The organism is Achromobacter sp. CSND-B12, assembly GCF_052906545.1.
The window spans coordinates 6,643,620-6,660,620 of record NZ_JBREGJ010000001.1 but is presented as its reverse complement, the minus strand read 5'-3'; the positions used below and the strand labels follow the sequence as shown (position 1 = coordinate 6,660,620).

Below are 17,001 nucleotides of genomic sequence, written 5' to 3'. Positions count from 1 at the left end.
AGGGTGCCATGTTGCGCTATCTCGCGCGTCGGACCGGCTATGCCGCGGTGCTGCTGCTGGCCGTGGTGACGCTGAACTTCCTGTTGATCCACATCTCGCCCGGCGATCCGGTCGAGACCATCGCCGGCTCCATGGGCGGCATCAGCGAGGACCTGCGGGCCCAGTTGCGCGCCCAGTACGGGCTGGACCGGCCGTTCCTGGTGCAGCTGGGGCTGTACCTGTCGCAGGTGCTGCGCGGCGACCTGGGTTATTCGTACTTCTTCAACCTGCCGGTGGCCCAGTTGATCTGGGAGCGGGTGCCGGCCACGCTGCTGCTGGTGGTGACCGCGGTATCCAGCGCCTTCGTGGCGGGCACGGCGCTGGGCACGCTGGCGGCGCGCAAGCCCAACGGGCCTCTGTCGCAGGGCATCACGCTGCTGTCGATCGTGGGCTATTCCGCGCCGGTGTTCTGGACCGGCATCATCCTGATCATCCTGTTCGCGTCGCTGCTGCCGTGGTTCCCGGTGTCGGACATGCGTTCGGCGGGCGGGCCCGAGGGCGGCTGGGCCGGCGCGCTGGACGTGCTGCACCACCTGGTGCTGCCGGCCTTCACGCTGGCCTTCGTGTACCTGGCGCAGTACAGCCGGCTGGCGCGCGCCAGCGTCATGGATGCGCTGGCGGCCGACTACATCCGCACCGCCCGCGCCAAGGGCCTGCCCGAGCGCACCGTGCTATACCGGCACGCGCTGCGCAACGGCGTGCTGCCGGTGGTGACCATGCTCGGCCTGCAATTCGGCAACGTGCTGGCCGGCGCCATCCTGGTGGAAACGGTCTTCAACTGGCCGGGGCTGGGCAGGCTGGCGTTCGATTCCGTGCTGCGGCGCGACTATCCGACCCTGCTCGGCATCCTGCTGTTCGCGTCCCTGCTGGTGGTGGTGATGAACCAGCTTACCGACCTGGCCTACCGGCTGATCGATCCCAGGATAAAGACCTCATGAGCCACGTTCCTCCCGCCTTGTCCGGCGCGCCCGCGCCGGCGGCCGCCCGTGCGGCGCGGCCATCGTACGAAGCGCTGCGCGCTTTCGCCCGCAATCCGGGCGCGCTGATCGGCTTGCTGTTGCTAGCCGCCATCCTGGCGGTGGCGCTGTTCGGCCCCCTGGTGATGCAGGCCGATCCGTTCGAGATCGCCAGCGCGCCCATGGAGCCGCCCGGCGGCGAACTGTTGCTGGGCTCGGACTACCTGGGCCGCGACGTGCTGACCGGCATGATCTATGGCGGCCGCGCCACCTTGCTGGTCGGCGTGGTGGCGGCGGTGCTGTCGATGGCCATCGGCATCACCGTGGGCGCGCTGGCCGGCTACTACGGCGGCTGGGTCGATGAAACGCTGATGCGCATCACCGAGTTCTTCCAGGTGCTGCCGGCGCTGTTGTTCGCGATGGTGCTGGTGACGCTGTTTTCGCCGTCGCTCGGCACCATCGCCGTGGCCATCGGCGTGGTCAGCTGGACCGCCACCGCGCGCCTGGCGCGCGGGGAATTCCTGAGCCTGAAGCGGCGCGAATACGTGCTGGCCGAAAGGGTGATCGGCTCCAGCAACGCGCGCATCATCTGGCGCGTGATCCTGCCCAACGCGCTGGCGCCGCTGATCGTCTCGGCCACGCTGGCCATCGGCACCGCCATCCTGTTCGAGGCCGGCCTGTCGTTCCTGGGGCTGGGCGATCCCAACGTGATGAGCTGGGGCCTGATGATCGGCAGCAACCGGCCCTACATCCTGACCGCCTGGTGGGCGGTGACCTTGCCGGGCGCGGCCATTTTCCTGACGGTGCTGGCGGTCAGCCTGATCGGCGACGGCCTGAACGATGCCCTCAATCCCAAGCTGGCCAGCAAACGGAGAAGCTGATGAGCGCCTTGCTTGAAGTCCGCGATCTCGGCGTGTCCGCCGCCCACGGCGGCCCGGCGGTGGTGCGCGGCGTGTCCTACACCGTCAACCGCAACGAAATCCTGTGCGTGGTGGGGGAATCGGGATCGGGCAAGTCGGTCACCGCGCAGGCCATCATGGGCCTGCTGCCGCCGGATCAGTTGCGCGTGACCCAGGGCCGTATCTTGTACGACGGGCGTGACCTGGTGGGCCTGTCGGCGGCCGAATGGCAGGGGCTGCGCGGCCGCAAGTTCGGCATGGTGTTTCAGGAGCCCATGACCGCGCTCAATCCCGTCATGCGCGTGGGCCGGCAGGTGGAGGAGGTGCTGGCCTGGCACACGGACATGGACGCCGACGCGCGCAGGCAGCGGGTGCTGGAGCTGTTCGGCCAGGTGCTGCTGCCCGATCCCCCCGCCATGTACGCGGCCTATCCGTTCCAGTTGTCCGGCGGCCAGCGCCAGCGCGTGGTGATCGCGATGGCGCTGGCGCTGGAGCCGGACGTGTTGATCGCCGATGAGCCCACCACCGCGCTGGACGTCACCACGCAAGCGCAGATCCTGGCGCTGATCAAGGACATCCAGCGGCGCATGGGGATCGGCGTCATTTTCATTACCCATGATTTCGGCGTGGTGGCCGACATTGCCGACCGCATCGTGGTGATGCGCCACGGCGCGGTGGTGGAGGCGGGCGCGGCCGCCGAGATCCTGAACCGGCCGCAACATCCCTACACCCGTCAATTGATCGCGGCGGTGCCGCACAAGCCCGAGGGCAAGGACGAGGCCGCCGCCACGCCGCCGCTGATGACGGTGGCCAAGCTGTGCAAGACCTACGTCACCGGCGGCCGCCGGGTCGAGGCATTGCGGGATATTTCGCTGGAGATCCGCCAGGGCGAAACCCTGGGACTGGTCGGCGAATCGGGCTCGGGCAAGTCCACGCTGGGCAGCGCGCTGATCGGCCTGGTGGCGCCCGATAGCGGCAGCGTGCGCCTGGACGGCCGCGAACTGGTCGGCATGAGGCCAAGGGATTTCCGGCCCTACCGGCGTCAGATCCAGATGGTGTTCCAGGACCCTTACGCTTCGCTCAACCCGCGCCAGCGCGTGGTCGATTCGGTCGCGCAGGGCCCCATCGGCTTTGGCGAGAGCCGCCAGACCGCGCTGCGCGAGGCCCGCGAACTGCTGGCCCTGGTGGGACTGGGTGGCGACGCGGGCGAGCGCTATCCGCACCAGTTTTCGGGCGGGCAGCGCCAGCGGGTCGGCATCGCCCGCGCGCTGGCGCTCAAGCCGCGACTGCTGGTGGCTGACGAGGCGGTCTCGGCGCTGGATGTGTCGATCCAGGCGCAGGTGCTGGATCTGCTCAAGACCATCAGCGGCCAGTTCGACCTGTCGGTGCTGTTCATCACGCACGACCTGCGCGTCGCGGCGCAGATCTGCGACCGCATCGCCGTGATGCGGCACGGGCAACTGGTGGAGCTGGACCGCGCCGCCACGATTTTCTACCACCCGCGACACGAATACACGCGCCGCCTGATCGATTCGGTGCCGGGCAAGGCCTGGGATAAGCCCGACCTTCAGGCGCTGTCGGACATCACAACCAGGAGCAAGCAGCATGCATGACACCCCGCATCCGGGACCGCCCCAAGCCGCCGGCACCACCATTTTTGCCGCCCGCGCCATCCTGACGATGAACCCGGCCCAGCCGCGCGCCACGCACGTGGCGGTGCGCGATGGCCGCATCCTGGGCGTGGGCAGCCGCGAAGACCTGGCCGGCTGGGGACCGGCCGAGCTGGACGAGCGCTACGCCGACCACATCCTGATGCCGGGGCTGGTGGAGGGCCACTGCCATCTGCCGGAAGGCGGCATGTGGCAGTTCGCCTACGTCGGCTACTACGACCGCCGCGGGCCCGACGGCCGTATGTGGCCGGGCCTGCAAAGCTTCGAGGCGGTGGCGGCGCGCCTGCGTGAATTCGCCGCCGGCCTCGCGCCGGACCAGACGCTGATCGGCTGGGGCTTCGATCCCATCTTCTTCGGCGGCCAGCGCATGAGCGTGCGCGACCTGGACGCGGTGTCGGCCGACCGGCCGGTGGTGGTGATGCACGCCAGCATGCATCTGATGAATGTGAACACGCCGATGCTGTCCCGCGCCGGCATCGACCGCGATACGGATATCGAAGGCATCAGCCGTTTCGCCGACGGCCAGCCCAGCGGCGAGTTGTGCGAGTTCGCCGCCATGTTTCCGGTGATGCGGCTGATCGGCAATCCGTTCCGCACCGTGGGCCTGTCGGAAAGCGGCCTGCGCATGTTCGGCAAGGTGGCGCAGTGGGCCGGCGTCACCACCGCCACGGATCTCGTCAACGAGCTGGGCGACGAGGGCCTGGCGACGCTGGCGCGGGTCACGGCCGAGCCCGACTATCCGGTGCGCATCGTGCCGGCGGCGTCGGCGCTGACCTACGCCGGCGACCCGGCCGCCTGCCTGGCGAAGCTGCGCGAGGCGGGCCGGCTCAATCATGGCAAGCTGCGCCTGGGCATGGTCAAGCTGGTGGTGGACGGCTCCATCCAGGGCTTCACCGCCAGGGTGCGCTGGCCGGGCTATTACAACGGCGCGCCCAACGGCATCTGGGTGATCGCGCCGGGCGAGCTGGACGGGCTGGTGCAGGCCTATCACGACGCCGGCGCGCAGTTGCACATCCACACCAATGGCGACGAGGCCACCGAACTGGCCATCGACGCCATCGACCGCGCGCTGCGCCGCAGCCCGCGACGCGATCACCGCCACACCCTGCAGCATTGCCAGATGGCGGACGCGGCGCAGTTTCGCCGCATGGCCAGCCTGGGCATGTGCGTGAACCTGTTCGCCAACCACATTTTCTACTGGGGCGACGCCCACTACGCGCTGACCATGGGGCCGGATCGCGCCAACCGCATGGATGCCTGCGCCTCGGCCGCGCGCGCGGGCGTGCCGTTCGCCATTCACTCGGATGCGCCCATCACGCCGCTGGGGCCGCTGTTCACCGCCTGGTGCGCGGTCAACCGCCAGACCGCCTCCGGCCGCGTGCTGGGCGAGTCCGAGCGCATCAGCGTCGAAGCAGCGTTGCATGCCATCACCCTGGGGGCCGCCTACACGCTCCACATGGACCATCTGGTCGGCTCGATCGAGGTCGGCAAGCACGCCGATTTCTGCGTGCTGCGCGACGATCCGCTGGACGTGCCGCCGTCACGGCTCAAGGACATCGAAGTGCTGGGCACCGTCATCGGCGGCCGCCCGCTGGCGCCGCGGGCCGCCTGAGATGGCGCGCATTCCGCTGACCGTGGTGGGCGGCTTCCTGGGCGCGGGCAAGACCACCTTGCTGAACCATGTGCTGGCGCACGGCGCCCGCCGCGCCGCGGTGCTGGTCAACGATTTCGGACCGGTCGATATCGACGCCGGCCTGCTGGCCGAGCGCGCCGACAACGTGATCCGGCTGGCCAACGGTTGCGTCTGTTGTTCGATGGCGGGCGGCCTGGACGACGCGCTGGCGCGGGTGCTGGCGCTGGATCCGGCGCCCGGGTGGATCGTGATCGAGGCCAGCGGCGTGTCCGACCCGGGCCGCATCGCGCAGGTGGGGCTGTCGGATCCGCTGCTGCAACTGGAGGCGGTGGTGGTGCTGGTGGACGCTGGCGCCATCCGCGAGACGCTTGCCGATCCGCTGCTGGCCGACACGGCGCAACGCCAATTGCGCGCCGCCGACCTGCTGGTGCTGAACAAGACGGACCTGTTGCCCGCCGCCGCGTTGCCGGCGCTGCGCGACTGGCTGCGGACGCAGGCCGGCGAGGCGCCGGTCGTAACGACGCGCGAGGCGCGGGTGGACCTGGGCGCATTGCTTGGCGCGGGCGATCGCGGCCATGAAACCTGCGCGGCGCATTGCTGCGATCCGGCGCACCGCCACGCGGCGGCCGGACCGGCGCACGCCATGGACGCCGACGAGCCGCAACATCCGTTCCAGAGCTGGCTCTGGCCCGCGCCCGCCATGCTGCATGCCGACCGCCTGGCCGATGCGCTGCGGCAGTTGCCGCGCCATTGGCTGCGGGCCAAGGGCTGGGTGCGCACCGAACGCCATGGCTGGGTGCTGGTGCAGCTGGCCGGACGCCGGGTGCGCTTCGATACGCGGGCGGCGCGCCCCGCCGGGGCGCGGTCGCCATCGCTGGTCTTCATCGGCATGCGCGGCATGGCGCAAGGCAGTGAATTGCGCGCGCGGCTGGCGCCCGCCGCCACGCCCGCCGCCACGTCAGGCGCTACGTCAGGCGCTACGTCAGGCGCTACGTGAGGCGTCGTGAAAGCAGGCGCCGCGCCGGCGGGGCCGTTCTGGTGCAAGCGATTTGCCGCGTCTGGTTCTAGACCGTGCCCAGCCCCCCGCGTACCTTGGGCATGGAGCCTGGGCGCACGTCGCGCCCGGCGATCGAGGAGGGTAGGCAATGCAAAAGACCGTCACCGTGGACATGCTGGCCGAGTTCGCGGCCGCCTGGAACCGCCACGATATCGACGCCCTGATGTCTTTCATGAGCGAGGACTGCGTCTTCGAAACGGTGGGCGGCCCCGAGCGCTGGGGCGCCCGGCACAGCGGCCGCGAGGCGGTCCGCGCCGCCTTCGAGGCGGCCTGGAAGAACTTCCCGGATGCGCAGTGGAACAACGGCCGCCACTGGGTGGCGGGCGAGCGCGGCGTGTCGGAAAGCACCTTTACCGGCACGGCCGCGGACGGCTCGCGAGTCGAGGCCGACATGGTCGACGTCTTCACGTTCCAGGACGGCAAGATCCGCGTCAAGAACGCCTTCCGCAAGCAACGCCCGGCCTTGCCGGCCCGCGCCTGAGCCGACGCCGCCACCGGATACCGCCCCATGGATGCCGCTATGTCTTCCGATCCGTCGAATACCGCCGGTACCCTCATCGACCCCGCCGGCATGCCGGCCGCGCCGGCGGCCGCCAGCCCGGCCGTCAGCGCCTACGACCCGCTCTACGATCCGCTGGTGTCGGCGCCGGGACGCGGGCAGGAGTACGCGCCGACCTACTGGGTCGCCACGGCCGGGCCGCCGCCCGCGGACGACGGCCCGATCCGGGGCGACATCGAGGCCGACGTTGTCATCGTCGGCTCGGGGTTCACGGGCCTGTCGGCGGCGTTGGCGCTGGCGCGCGACTACGGCGTGCGCGCGGTGGTGCTGGAGGCCAACCGCGCCGTATGGGGCTGCACCAGCCGCAATGGCGGGCAAGGGCAGAACGCGTCGGGACGCCTGTACCGCTCGCAATGGATCGAACGTTGGGGGCTGGACACCGCGCGGCGCCTGGATGCCGAGATCCACGAAGGCTTCGATTACTGGAAGAGCCTGGTGGCGCAGATCGACTGCGACGCGCAACCCGGCGGCCATCTGTACACCGCGCATCGCGAGAAGAAGATGGCGTTCCTGCGCAACGAAGCGCGGGTCATGCGCGAGCTGTTCGGCTACGACACGCGCATGCTGACCAAGGAGGAACTGCGCGAGCGCTACGTCGATGACCACGAGGCGGTCGGCGCCCTGCACGAGCCGGACGGCATCGGCGTGCATCCCTTGAAGCTCGCCTATGGCTACATGCGCCAGGCCCGGGCGCTGGGCGCGCGCCTGCATCCGGGCAGCCCGGTGCTGGGCTGGACCGAGGAGGGCGGCGGCTACCGCCTGCAAACGCCCGGCGGCACGGTGCGCGCCAAGCGGGTTGGCTTTGCCACTGGCGGTTATACCGCGCAGGGCGTGAATCGGTTGCTGGACAACCGCATCATGCCGATCTTGTCCAATTCCATGGTGACGCGCGTGTTGACGCCGGACGAACGCGCCCGCGCCGGCATCAAGAGCACGGTATTCATCACCGACACGCGCACCTTGAGGTTCTACTACCGGCTGCTGCCGGATGGCCGCATGCAGATCGGCAGCCGCAGCGCCTTGCGCGGCGCCGACGCGCAGCACCCGCGCCACCTGGCGCTGTTGCGCGAAGGCCTGGCGCGCAAGTTCCCGTCGCTGCGCGGCATCGAGCTGGACTATGCATGGACGGGCTGGGTCGACGTCAGCCACGACATGATGCCGCGCATCACCCAGCCGGACCCGGCGCGGCAGGTGTACTACGCCTTCGGCTATGGCGGCAATGGCGTGTCGTTCTCGGCCCATGCCGGCCGCCGCCTGGCGCAGCGCATGATGGGCCAGGACGGCCTGTCGTGGAACCTGCCGATCTACGGCTCGCCGCTGCCCGGCCATCTGTTCGCGCCGTTCCGCCGGCTGGGGCAGGCGCTGCTGTATCGCTGGTACTACCTGCGCGACGAAGTGCTGTAGCGGTGGCGGCGAACGGCCGGCGCGCGGGCTCCGCGCCGCCGGCGAGCCCGTCGCCAGGGGGCGATCACGCCTGCGCGGATACCTGCTTCTTCCACAGCTCCCAGGGACGGTTCATGACGCCCGCCATCATGTCGTCGGCCATGGCGGCTTCCTCGTCCGACAGATATGTGATCTCGCCGTTCAGGCCGATGGCTTTCTGCTGGAGCGCGGCGTTCATCTCCGTGTAGATGGCGCGGTAGACTGCCACCGGAATGTCGCCGCCGACCGCGACGAAACCATGTCCGCGCATCAGCGAGACCTTGCTCTGCCCCAGCGTTTGCGCCAGTTCGCGGCCATGGTCGCGGTTCCTGACGAGCATGTCGGTGTGGCCGAAGCAGCAACGGATGTCGAACACCGGCGCGCCGGCGCCAAGGAATCCGGCCATGTGGTAGATCGGGCGCAGCCGCACATTCGATCCGGCATAGGGGATGACCGACGGCGAATGGCTGTGGACGATCGCCTGCACGTCGGGGCGCGCGCGGTAGATCTCGCCGTGGATGTAGCGTTCCAGATAGGGCTTGCGCGCGTCCGCGTTGGCGGGTTCGGAGGATTCGTCGAATTCCATGATGTCCTGCGCGGTCACCAGTTCCGGCGCGAGCGAGCGCGACAGCAGGAAGTGCGCGGGATTGCCCGGGTGGCGGACGCTGACATGGCCGAAGCCGTCGAGAACGCCGAAACGCGCCAGGATGCGGTTGGCGGTGACCAGGTCGTCGATGACCTGTTGGTGCTGGATGGGGGGGCTCACGAGATTCTTCCCTTATGTTGTGTGATGGCTACTGCTGGTCCAGCGAGATGCCCGATTTGCTGGCCAGCGCGCTGTACAGGCCGAGATCGCCGTCAAGCTGCCGCGCCATCGCGGCCGGGCCGGTCTGGACCACCTCGTAGTAGCGGTCGCGGAATTCCTGTTGCACCGCGGGATTCTTCATCGTCTCGGCAACGGCCTGCTCGAACTTCGCTTTCACGTCCGCCGGCAGATCGCGCGGGCCGAGGATGCCGAACCAGACGGAGATGTCGAGGTCGCCGAAGGGCGCGGTCTCGGCGATGGCGGGCACGTTCGGCAGGAACGAGACCCGCTGCCTGGACGCCACCGCGATCATCCGCAGCTTGCCGGCGTCCGCGTGCGGCGCCAGGTTGGGAATGGTGCTGAACAGCACCGGCACCTGGTTGCCCAGCCCGTCGTTGATGGCGGGCGCGCAACCCTTGTAGGGCACGTGGACGATGTCCAGCTTCGCCATCTGCTTGACCGATTCGCCCACGAAATGCTGGGGCGTGCCGTTGCCGCAGGACGAATAGCTCAGCTTGTCCTTGTTCTGCTGGATGTAGGCGACCAGTTCCGGCACCGTCCTGGCGGGAATGGCCGGGTTCACGCCCAGCGCGACGGGCGCCGAGACCAGCAGCGAAATCGGCGCCAGGCTCTTCTTCACGTCCGGCGTGCCGCGCATCTGCAGGGCGGCGTTGATCGTCAGGGTGCTGTTGGTCAACAGGAAGGTATAGCCGTCAGGCGCCGCGCGCGCCACCTGCTGCGCGCCGATGTTGCCCGAGGCGCCCGGCTTGTTGTCGACGATGACGGATTGGCCGCCCAGCTGCTGCGGCAATTTCGCCGCCACCAGGCGGGCCACGACGTCCGCGCCGCCGCCCGCGGCGAAGGGGACGACCAGCGTGATGGGTTTGGCGGGATAGGGGGCCTGGGCCCAGGCAGGGGAAAAGCCCAGGGCGAGTGCGATGGCGGCGCCCAGCCGCAAGCGCCTCGCCATGCATGGCTTGGTCATCTTGATGTCTCCGTATGGTTTTCTTATGTGGAGCCATTATCTGGACCCGGCCATGCGAGTTCCAATGAAAAAATATTATTTTCCATACGATGACTCGTATGGTGGCATGCGAGGCCATGGCGCCGCGGCCGGTGGCGGCGACGCCGGCCACGCATCACGGCGATGCCGCCGCGAACAGCGGTCTCACGCGGCCGCGCGCAAGCGGAAACGGCGCACCACCTGCGCCAGCCGTTCGATGCCCGGCCCGATCTGTTCGGCGCGGATCGAAGTGAAGCCGACCCGCAGGAAGTTGCGCGGCGCGCCGCCGGCGTCCATGAAGAACACCTGCCCCGGTTCGACCACCACGCCTTCGGCCAGCGCGGCCTGCGCCAGCTCGGTGGCGTCCAGCCATGCCGGGCCTTCGAGCCAGCAGGAGGACGAGCCCGTGATGGGCACGGCGGTGAAGTCGGGCAGCGAGCGCGCCAGCGCCTGCGCCAGTTCCGCGCCGCGCTTTTGATAGGCCTGCGATTGCCGCCGCAGCAGCGAATGGTGGTGGCCCAGCGAGATGAACAACGAGAACGCGCGCTGGATGTAGGCGGACGGATGGCGCAGCATCAGGCGGCGCAGCGCACGCAGCTCGGCGGTGAGTTCGCGCGGCGCGACGATATAGCCGATGCGCAGGCCGGGCGCGAATGATTTGGCCAGGCTGCCGACGTAGATCACGCGGCCGTCGCGGTCCAGGCTCTTGAGCGCCGGGATGGCGCCGTCGCCCCAGCGGCTTTCGCTTTCGAAATCGTCTTCGATGATGAGACTGTCGGCCTGGCGCGCCAGCGTCAGCAGTTCCTCGCGCCGCGCCGGCGACAGGGTTACGGTGGTGGGGCACTGGTGGCCGGGCGTGACGAACACGTAGTCGCAGCCCAGCAGGTGGGTGCCGGTGCGCAGGCCCTGGTCGTCCACCGGCAGCGGCAGCAGGTGGCGCGTGTGGCTGGCGAAGATGTTGCGCGCATCGGGGTAGCCGGGGTCTTCCATGCCGACCACGGTGTCCTCGTTGACCAGCAGGTCCGCCAGCAGATAGAGCGCATGCTGGGCGCCGACGGTGATGACGATTTCCTCGGCATCGGCCCAGACGCCGCGGCGCGGCAGCACCTGGGTGCGGATCTGCTCGATCAGCGCGGGATCGTCATGCGTGATGAGGTCGGGCGCCCAGCTGCGGATATCCAGCACCGACAGGGCCTTGATGCAGCATTCGCGCCATTCGGCGGTGGGGAACAGGTCCTGGTCGAATTGGCCGTAGACGAACGGGTAGGGCTGTTTCTGCCAGTCGCGCGGCTTGACGATGTTGCGCTGGCGGCTGGGGCGAAAGCGCAGCCGCTCGTCCCAGCGCACGTGGTCGGCGGATGGCGCCGCATCCGCTTGCGCCGCGGGCGGCGCGGCGCGGCCTTCCAGCACGCCGTCATGGACGAAGTGGCCGCTGCGCTCGCGCGATTCCAGGTAACCCTCGCTGACCAGCTGCTGGTAGGCGAACACGACGGTGTTGCGGGCGATGCGCAACTGGTCCGCCAGATAGCGGCTGGACGGCACCGGCGCGCCCGGCGGCAGGTGACCGCTGAGGATCGCCGACACCAGCATCTGCCGCACACGGCCCTGCAGGCTGAGGTTGGGGGCGCTTTCCCGTTCGAACAGGCGTTCCCACAACACAGGCTTGAGCATCGAGGCCTGGCTGGACATGGCGGCTCCTTGTAGTGGCGGCGCGTCCCGGCCGGCGCGGGCGCGAAGGCCGGGGCGACACCAGGGACAGAGTCCCAGGATAGAGGAGCGGCGCCGGCCGAAGGAATGCGGGATTGCCCTGCCGGCGCACGCCATTGGCGCGCGGCAATCAGGAAATGGAACGGTGTGCCGCGTGTGTCGGACGGTTTCCGCCCGGACGGACTGCGGGCGCGGCGTCGTTGCCAAGGTTTCGTCACCGCGCCTTAAATACCGGGAATCGTTCACATTCATTCCAAACCGGCCAGGCCAAGCTGCGGGCTTGATCGGCTGCGGGAAAGATCTGAATAGGCATCGTGCCGATATCTAGCTAGATAATCTGCGAGACGGACGTTGGGTGAGAGCCGCAGTGTGCCAAGCACACCAGCTTTTTCGCATGTGATCGTGCCAAGTTCGTAATGCGCGCGAGTTGTCCGATTGTGACAGCGTTTTCCTTGTCACGTTGGATCTTGTCATTATTCCTTCAATTGCCTTTCGTATCCTCTCCGACCTTACGCGCTGGCTTGTGCGTGTTAGCGATTGCGAGAGGCGACGCGTTGCCAAGACTGAAAAAAATTCCAAAGAGAATCGGCGGCAGGAATGGCTTGCGGCTGATGTTTCTTTTCGGATATCTCTTCGCCTTTGGCATCCCTTTCGGATATTCCTATTTTGGCAAGCCCCCGAGCCACGAGCAAGTGCTTGAGTCGGAAGGGGTGGCACATTTTCAATACCGGATGAAGCAGGGCTACATGCTTCTGATAAATGGAGATGACTACACCTGCGGCGGGCTGTATCTAAATGCCGATCCCAGTTGTTTTTATCTCGCCGAAGGTGTCGAACGGCGCGAATTTTTGGAAGGGAAGATAGTCACTGTTCTCTGGTTCCAGCAGTCCGCCCATTTGTTTGACTCCGTTAGAAGGGTGGTTGACATACGGTACGAAGGGGCCAGTCAATTGCCAGCCGGATATTTGGAGAAAAGGCTTCAATCGGAAAGGGAGAGCGCAAAGAACGACGCGCTATTTGCGTCCGTTCTGATGCTGTTCGGACTCCTGTTTTGCGAGTGGGTAGATAGGGTGAGGAGAAGAAATGGGAGCGGACCCGATTAGAGTCGCCGTGAAGGCCGTGGGTTCGTTCCTGGCCCGCTTCACCACGCCATTCCCATGCCAACTGCACAAGTTTCTTGATCCGCATTCATTTGTCCTCCAATGCCGTGAAAAAAAGGGAAATAGTGCAGAAAATTTGGCGTGTGGTTCTGCGAACGTACAGACGGAACGCGGTATTCCTCTGGATGGCCCTGCTATATACCGCATTTGTCGCATTGCCCAGCGGCTATGCCTATTTTGTCAAATTCCCTGCCGCAGCCGATCTGCATCTTTCTGAAGGCTTGGTCCAATTCAAATACGACCTTGGAAGGGGCCATGAGTTGGTGCTGAATGGTGAGGTCTATACATGCGGTGGTCCGTTTCTCAAAGCCAACACTGATTGTTTACAGATTCGGGAAGACCGCAATCGCCTTGAGGGAAAGCTGGTTTCGGTAACATGGTTTTATCAGGCCATGTACCCATTCATTGAAAGCAGAAGGATCGTCGATATCGCTTACGACGGAAAATTGCTGTTGCCGGGAGATTGTCTCGGCAAGCAGCTATGGAAAGATAGGGAAAGATCCAAACGTCTGATGCTGCTTGGTTTTGTCGTGTTTTTTTTGGCGGTATTTATGCGGAATGGGTAAGGAGAAAGGAGAAAGAAAATTAGCACCCACGCAGTTAGGGAGTTATTGCGGGTATTGACGCGACAGGCGGGAAAAATAATCCCTGAACGATTGCGCGAGGCGAAGCGTTGCAGGGGCTGAAAAAAATCCTCAAGAAAATCGGCAGCAGAAACGGCGTGCGGCTGATGTTTCTCCTGGGATATCTCGTCGCTTTTGGCATTCCACTTGCTTATTCCTATCTGGCCAAGTCTCCGGGGGAGGGTGATATGCGTGTCTCGGAAGGGACGGCGCATTTTCAGTATCGGATGAAGCAGGGATACATGCTCGTTGTGGACGGGAATCATTACACCTGCGGAGGGGTATATCTCAACGCCGACCCGAGTTGTTTCAACCTGAAAGAGTGGCCTGTAAAGCGCGCCCTCTTGGAGGGGAAGCTGATTCAGGTCATCTGGTTCCGGCAAGCTGCCCATATTTTCGGCTCTGTCCGGCGGGTCGCGGATATACGGTACGACGGTGTCAGTCAGTTTTCGGCGGGTTATTTGGAACAAAGGCTTCAATATGAGAGAGAAAGCTCAAAGGTCAGCGCGGCGGTCACTTTTTTCGTGATGTTGCTCGTGCTGCTTTTTTATGAGTGGATGGATCGGATAAGGATCAGAAACGAGCGCAGATTCGGTTAAGACCGCCCTAAATCCGCCCTTTCCACGGAATCGCGAATTTCTCCAGATACCGCACCAGCAGATCAAAGGCGAAAGCGAACACCCCGATCACGATGATGCCCATGATGACCGTGTCGCTGGCCAGGAACTGCGCAGCGTTCAGCACCATGAAGCCCAGGCCGCGATCCGCTGCCACCATCTCGGCGGCGACCAGCGTGGTCCAGCCCACGCCGATGCCGATGCGCATGCCGGTGAAGATCTCGGGCATGGCGGCCTTCAGGATCACGTGCCAGACGATCTGCATGCGGCTGCCGCCCATGGCGTAGGCGGCGTGGATCTGCTCGATCGACACCGAGCGCACGCCGGCGCGCGCGGCGATCGCCATGGGCGCGAAGATGGCCAGGTAGATCAACAGGATCTTGGGGAATTCGCCGATGCCGAACCAGATGATGATGAGCGGCAGATAGGCCAGCGGCGGCAGCGGGCGGTAGAACTCGATCGGCGGATCGAAGATGCCCCGGGCGTAGCGGTTCACCCCCATCAGGATGCCGACCGGAATGGCGGTGGCGCAGGCCAGGAAGAAGGCCGAGAACACCCGCGTCAGGCTGGCCATGGCGTGCTCGGCCAGGGTCGAGTTGGCTACGCCCTCGGTCATGGCCGACACGAACTTGCCGTACACCGCCTGCGGCGATGGCAGGAACAGCGGCTTGACCCAGCCGGCATTGGTGGCCAAAAACCACAGCGCCAGCAGCGCGATGCTGGTCAGCAGGCTGATGTGGCCGCTGTAGCCGGCGCCCGGCGCGCCATACACCTTGCCGGGCGCGGCGGGCCGGCGGCCGCCCAGGCCGCTAGGCATGGACGGCCTGCGCGTCGGAGGCGGCAAGCTCGTCGCCATAGATGATGCCGAGGACTTGCTCGCGCATCGCGATGAAGTCGGGACTTGATTTGATGCCGCGGCCATCGCGCGTCTCCAGGTAGCGCCGGTTGAAGTCCGGCTGGAAGGTGTGGGTGATGCGTCCCGGGCGCGGCGACATGACGATCAGCCGCGAGCCCAGGAACAGCGCCTCTTCCACGCTATGGGTGATGAAGAAGAACATCTTGCCGGTCTGGCGCCAGATATCCAGCAGCAGCTCCTGGATGGTCTCGCGCGTGAGCGCGTCGAGCGCCGCCATCGGCTCGTCCATCAGCAGCATGGCCGGATCGCAGGTCAGGGCGCGGGCGATGCCCACGCGCTGCTGCATGCCGCCGGACAGCTGGTAGATCATGTGGCGGTGAAAGTCCTTCAGGCCCACCAGCTCCAGGTTGCGGCGCGCGCGGGCGCGGCGCGTCTCCTTGTCCACGCCCTGCAGCTTGAGGCCGAATTCGGTGTTCTCCAGCACGTTCAGCCAGGGCAGTAGCGCATGCTTCTGGAACACCACGCCGCGGTCGGCGCCAGGGCCGATGATGGGGCGTCCGCCCAGCGTGATCTCGCCGTCGGTGGGCGACAGGAAACCGGCCAGCAGGCTCAGCAGCGTGGTCTTGCCGCAGCCCGAGGCCCCCAGCGCGACGACGAATTCGCCGGGCTCGATGGTCAGGTTGACGTCCTGCAGCGCGATCACCGGTCCGCTGTCGTGCAGGCCGGGGTAGGTGACGCTGACGTGGTCCGCGCGCAGGGCCTGCGCGGCGGGCGTGGCGGGAGAGGTCATGCGAGGTCCCCTTGCATGGTGCGGCGCCCGCGGGCCAGGCGGGGGCGCCGGGACCGGACGCGGCTTGCGGCGCGCGTCCGGCGCGTGGCCGCGGCTATTTGGCGGCCGCTTTGGCGTATTGGTCGGTGACGTGGGCGCTGTAGTCGGCCAGCGCCTTGTCGATCTGCTTCTGGTCCTTCAGGAATTTCGCGCTGGCGGCGAAGGCGCGCGCCGCGCCCGATTCCTTGCCGCCGCCCAGCCATTCGGGCGAGGCCTGTTCCTGGGCGGTGGGGAAGGTCAGCAGCTTGAGCGCGGTGGCGACGTCGTCGGGCTTGCCGCCGATCAGCTTGACGATGCTCTTGACCTGCGCCGAGTCGGCGGTCCAGGCGGCGGGGTTGGCGCGATAGGCGGCGTACGACTTGGCCAGCACGGCGGTGAAGGCGGCCATGAACTTGGGGTTCTTGGCGGCCCAGGCGCGGTCGACCACCAGGCCGTCGAAGGTCGGCACGCTGGCGTGGCCGATGGCTTCGGAGTCGGCGATGACCTTGCCCGTCTTCTCGATCTCGGTCAACGCGGGCGGCCAGACGTAGGCGGCGTCGATGTCGCCGCGCTGCCAGGCGGCCACGATCTGCGGCGGCTGCATGTTCAGGATGCGCACGTCGCGCGGGTTGATCTTCCAGACCTGTTCCAGCCCCACCAGCAGGTGGAAGTGCGAGGTCGACACGAACGGCGTGGCGACGCGCTTGCCCTTCAGGTCGGCGGTGCCGTTGATGCCCGAGCCGTTGCGCGCCACCAGCGCTTCCGACTTGCCGATGTTGTCCAGGATCCAGAACAGTTGCAGGTCGACGCCGCGGGTGGCGGCCGAGGTGATGCCGGTGGAACCGAGCACGCCGACCGGCACGTTGCCCGAGGCCAGCGCGGTGGAAATGTCGCCGCCGGAGGTGAACTGGCGCCAGTCGACCTGGTAGCCGGCGTCTTTCAGGGCGGCATCGAAGCTGCCGTCGGCGATGGCGGTCAGGAAGGGGCCGACGATGAGCTGGTAGCCCACGGTCAGGCGGGTCTGGGCGTGGGCGGGCGCGGCCAGCAGGGTGGCGGCCAGGCCGGCCAGGATGCCGCGGCGGATGAGGCGGTATAACGCGTTCATGGTGATCTCCGGGAGAGAATGGGCCGCGCCCCGACGCGACCGGCTTGTGCCGGTGCGGCCTGTGGTGCCAGTTTGCCCGGAT

At 66.9% G+C, this 17,001-nt stretch carries 16 protein-coding genes; 10 read left to right on the top strand and 6 right to left on the bottom strand.

What is annotated here, in order from left to right:
- The first annotated feature begins 8 nt into the window (after positions 1-8).
- The 7 genes from ACUTAG_RS31220 (at position 9) to ACUTAG_RS31190 (ending at position 8,217) form a co-directional block, all read left to right on the top strand.
- On the top strand, positions 9-977 hold the full coding sequence (locus tag ACUTAG_RS31220) for an ABC transporter permease (RefSeq protein ID WP_054481530.1): 969 nt from the start codon (positions 9-11) through the stop codon (positions 975-977).
- Entirely contained in the window at positions 974-1,876 is a 903-nt protein-coding gene (locus ACUTAG_RS31215) for an ABC transporter permease (RefSeq protein WP_054517771.1), read from the top strand. Before ACUTAG_RS31220 ends, ACUTAG_RS31215 begins: the two co-directional genes overlap by 4 nt.
- Complete coding sequence (locus ACUTAG_RS31210; RefSeq protein ID WP_148318809.1) at positions 1,876-3,507, top strand: dipeptide ABC transporter ATP-binding protein; 1,632 nt, start codon at positions 1,876-1,878, stop codon at positions 3,505-3,507. Before ACUTAG_RS31215 ends, ACUTAG_RS31210 begins: the two co-directional genes overlap by 1 nt.
- Positions 3,500-5,176, top strand: a complete 1,677-nt coding sequence (locus ACUTAG_RS31205) for an amidohydrolase (protein ID WP_148318811.1) — start codon at positions 3,500-3,502, stop codon at positions 5,174-5,176. Before ACUTAG_RS31210 ends, ACUTAG_RS31205 begins: the two co-directional genes overlap by 8 nt.
- Position 5,177: 1 nt before the next feature.
- Positions 5,178-6,194, top strand: a complete 1,017-nt coding sequence (locus ACUTAG_RS31200) for a CobW family GTP-binding protein (protein WP_446650449.1) — start codon at positions 5,178-5,180, stop codon at positions 6,192-6,194.
- A gap of 148 nt (positions 6,195-6,342) precedes the next feature.
- Positions 6,343-6,735 carry a nuclear transport factor 2 family protein gene (locus ACUTAG_RS31195; protein WP_024069017.1) on the top strand — a complete coding sequence of 131 codons (393 nt, stop codon included), beginning with the start codon at positions 6,343-6,345 and terminating at the stop codon, positions 6,733-6,735.
- Between the two features lie 90 nt (positions 6,736-6,825).
- Positions 6,826-8,217: an NAD(P)/FAD-dependent oxidoreductase gene (locus tag ACUTAG_RS31190; protein WP_148319037.1), complete on the top strand. Its 1,392-nt coding sequence runs from the start codon at positions 6,826-6,828 to the stop codon at positions 8,215-8,217.
- Positions 8,218-8,281: 64 nt separating this feature from the next.
- Here ACUTAG_RS31190 and ACUTAG_RS31185 read toward each other — a convergent pair whose 3' ends face one another.
- From ACUTAG_RS31185 to pdxR, 3 genes are all read right to left on the bottom strand, one after another.
- Positions 8,282-9,001 carry a class II aldolase/adducin family protein gene (locus ACUTAG_RS31185; RefSeq protein ID WP_081322352.1) on the bottom strand — a complete coding sequence of 240 codons (720 nt, stop codon included), beginning with the start codon at positions 8,999-9,001 and terminating at the stop codon, positions 8,282-8,284.
- 28 nt (positions 9,002-9,029) lie between these two features.
- Positions 9,030-10,025 (bottom strand): tripartite tricarboxylate transporter substrate binding protein, encoded by a 996-nt coding sequence (locus ACUTAG_RS31180; RefSeq protein WP_006387218.1) that lies wholly within the window; start codon positions 10,023-10,025, stop codon positions 9,030-9,032.
- Between the two features lie 183 nt (positions 10,026-10,208).
- On the bottom strand, positions 10,209-11,732 hold the full coding sequence (gene pdxR / locus ACUTAG_RS31175; protein WP_058664558.1) for a MocR-like pyridoxine biosynthesis transcription factor PdxR: 1,524 nt from the start codon (positions 11,730-11,732) through the stop codon (positions 10,209-10,211).
- 545 nt (positions 11,733-12,277) lie between these two features.
- Here pdxR and ACUTAG_RS31170 point away from each other — a divergent pair.
- From ACUTAG_RS31170 to ACUTAG_RS31160, 3 genes are all read left to right on the top strand, one after another.
- A complete protein-coding gene (locus ACUTAG_RS31170; RefSeq protein WP_241117724.1) occupies positions 12,278-12,853 on the top strand; it encodes a hypothetical protein in 576 nt (191 codons plus the stop codon).
- 182 nt (positions 12,854-13,035) lie between these two features.
- Positions 13,036-13,476, top strand: coding sequence for a hypothetical protein (locus ACUTAG_RS31165; protein ID WP_446650448.1), 441 nt, complete (start codon positions 13,036-13,038; stop codon positions 13,474-13,476).
- Positions 13,477-13,583: 107 nt separating this feature from the next.
- The gene (locus ACUTAG_RS31160) at positions 13,584-14,132 is read left to right on the top strand and encodes a hypothetical protein (RefSeq protein ID WP_054444738.1); all 549 of its coding nucleotides are present in this window, start codon (positions 13,584-13,586) and stop codon (positions 14,130-14,132) included.
- Positions 14,133-14,139: 7 nt separating this feature from the next.
- Here the strand turns inward: ACUTAG_RS31160 and ACUTAG_RS31155 are convergent, their stop codons facing one another.
- The 3 genes from ACUTAG_RS31155 to tauA form a co-directional block, all read right to left on the bottom strand.
- Positions 14,140-14,967, bottom strand: a complete 828-nt coding sequence (locus tag ACUTAG_RS31155) for an ABC transporter permease subunit (protein ID WP_020927893.1) — start codon at positions 14,965-14,967, stop codon at positions 14,140-14,142.
- Positions 14,960-15,796, bottom strand: a complete 837-nt coding sequence (locus ACUTAG_RS31150; RefSeq protein ID WP_020927892.1) for a taurine ABC transporter ATP-binding protein — start codon at positions 15,794-15,796, stop codon at positions 14,960-14,962. Before ACUTAG_RS31150 ends, ACUTAG_RS31155 begins: the two co-directional genes overlap by 8 nt.
- A gap of 94 nt (positions 15,797-15,890) precedes the next feature.
- Complete coding sequence (tauA, locus tag ACUTAG_RS31145) at positions 15,891-16,919, bottom strand: taurine ABC transporter substrate-binding protein (RefSeq protein ID WP_006387208.1); 1,029 nt, start codon at positions 16,917-16,919, stop codon at positions 15,891-15,893.
- Positions 16,920-17,001: the final 82 nt, after the last annotated feature.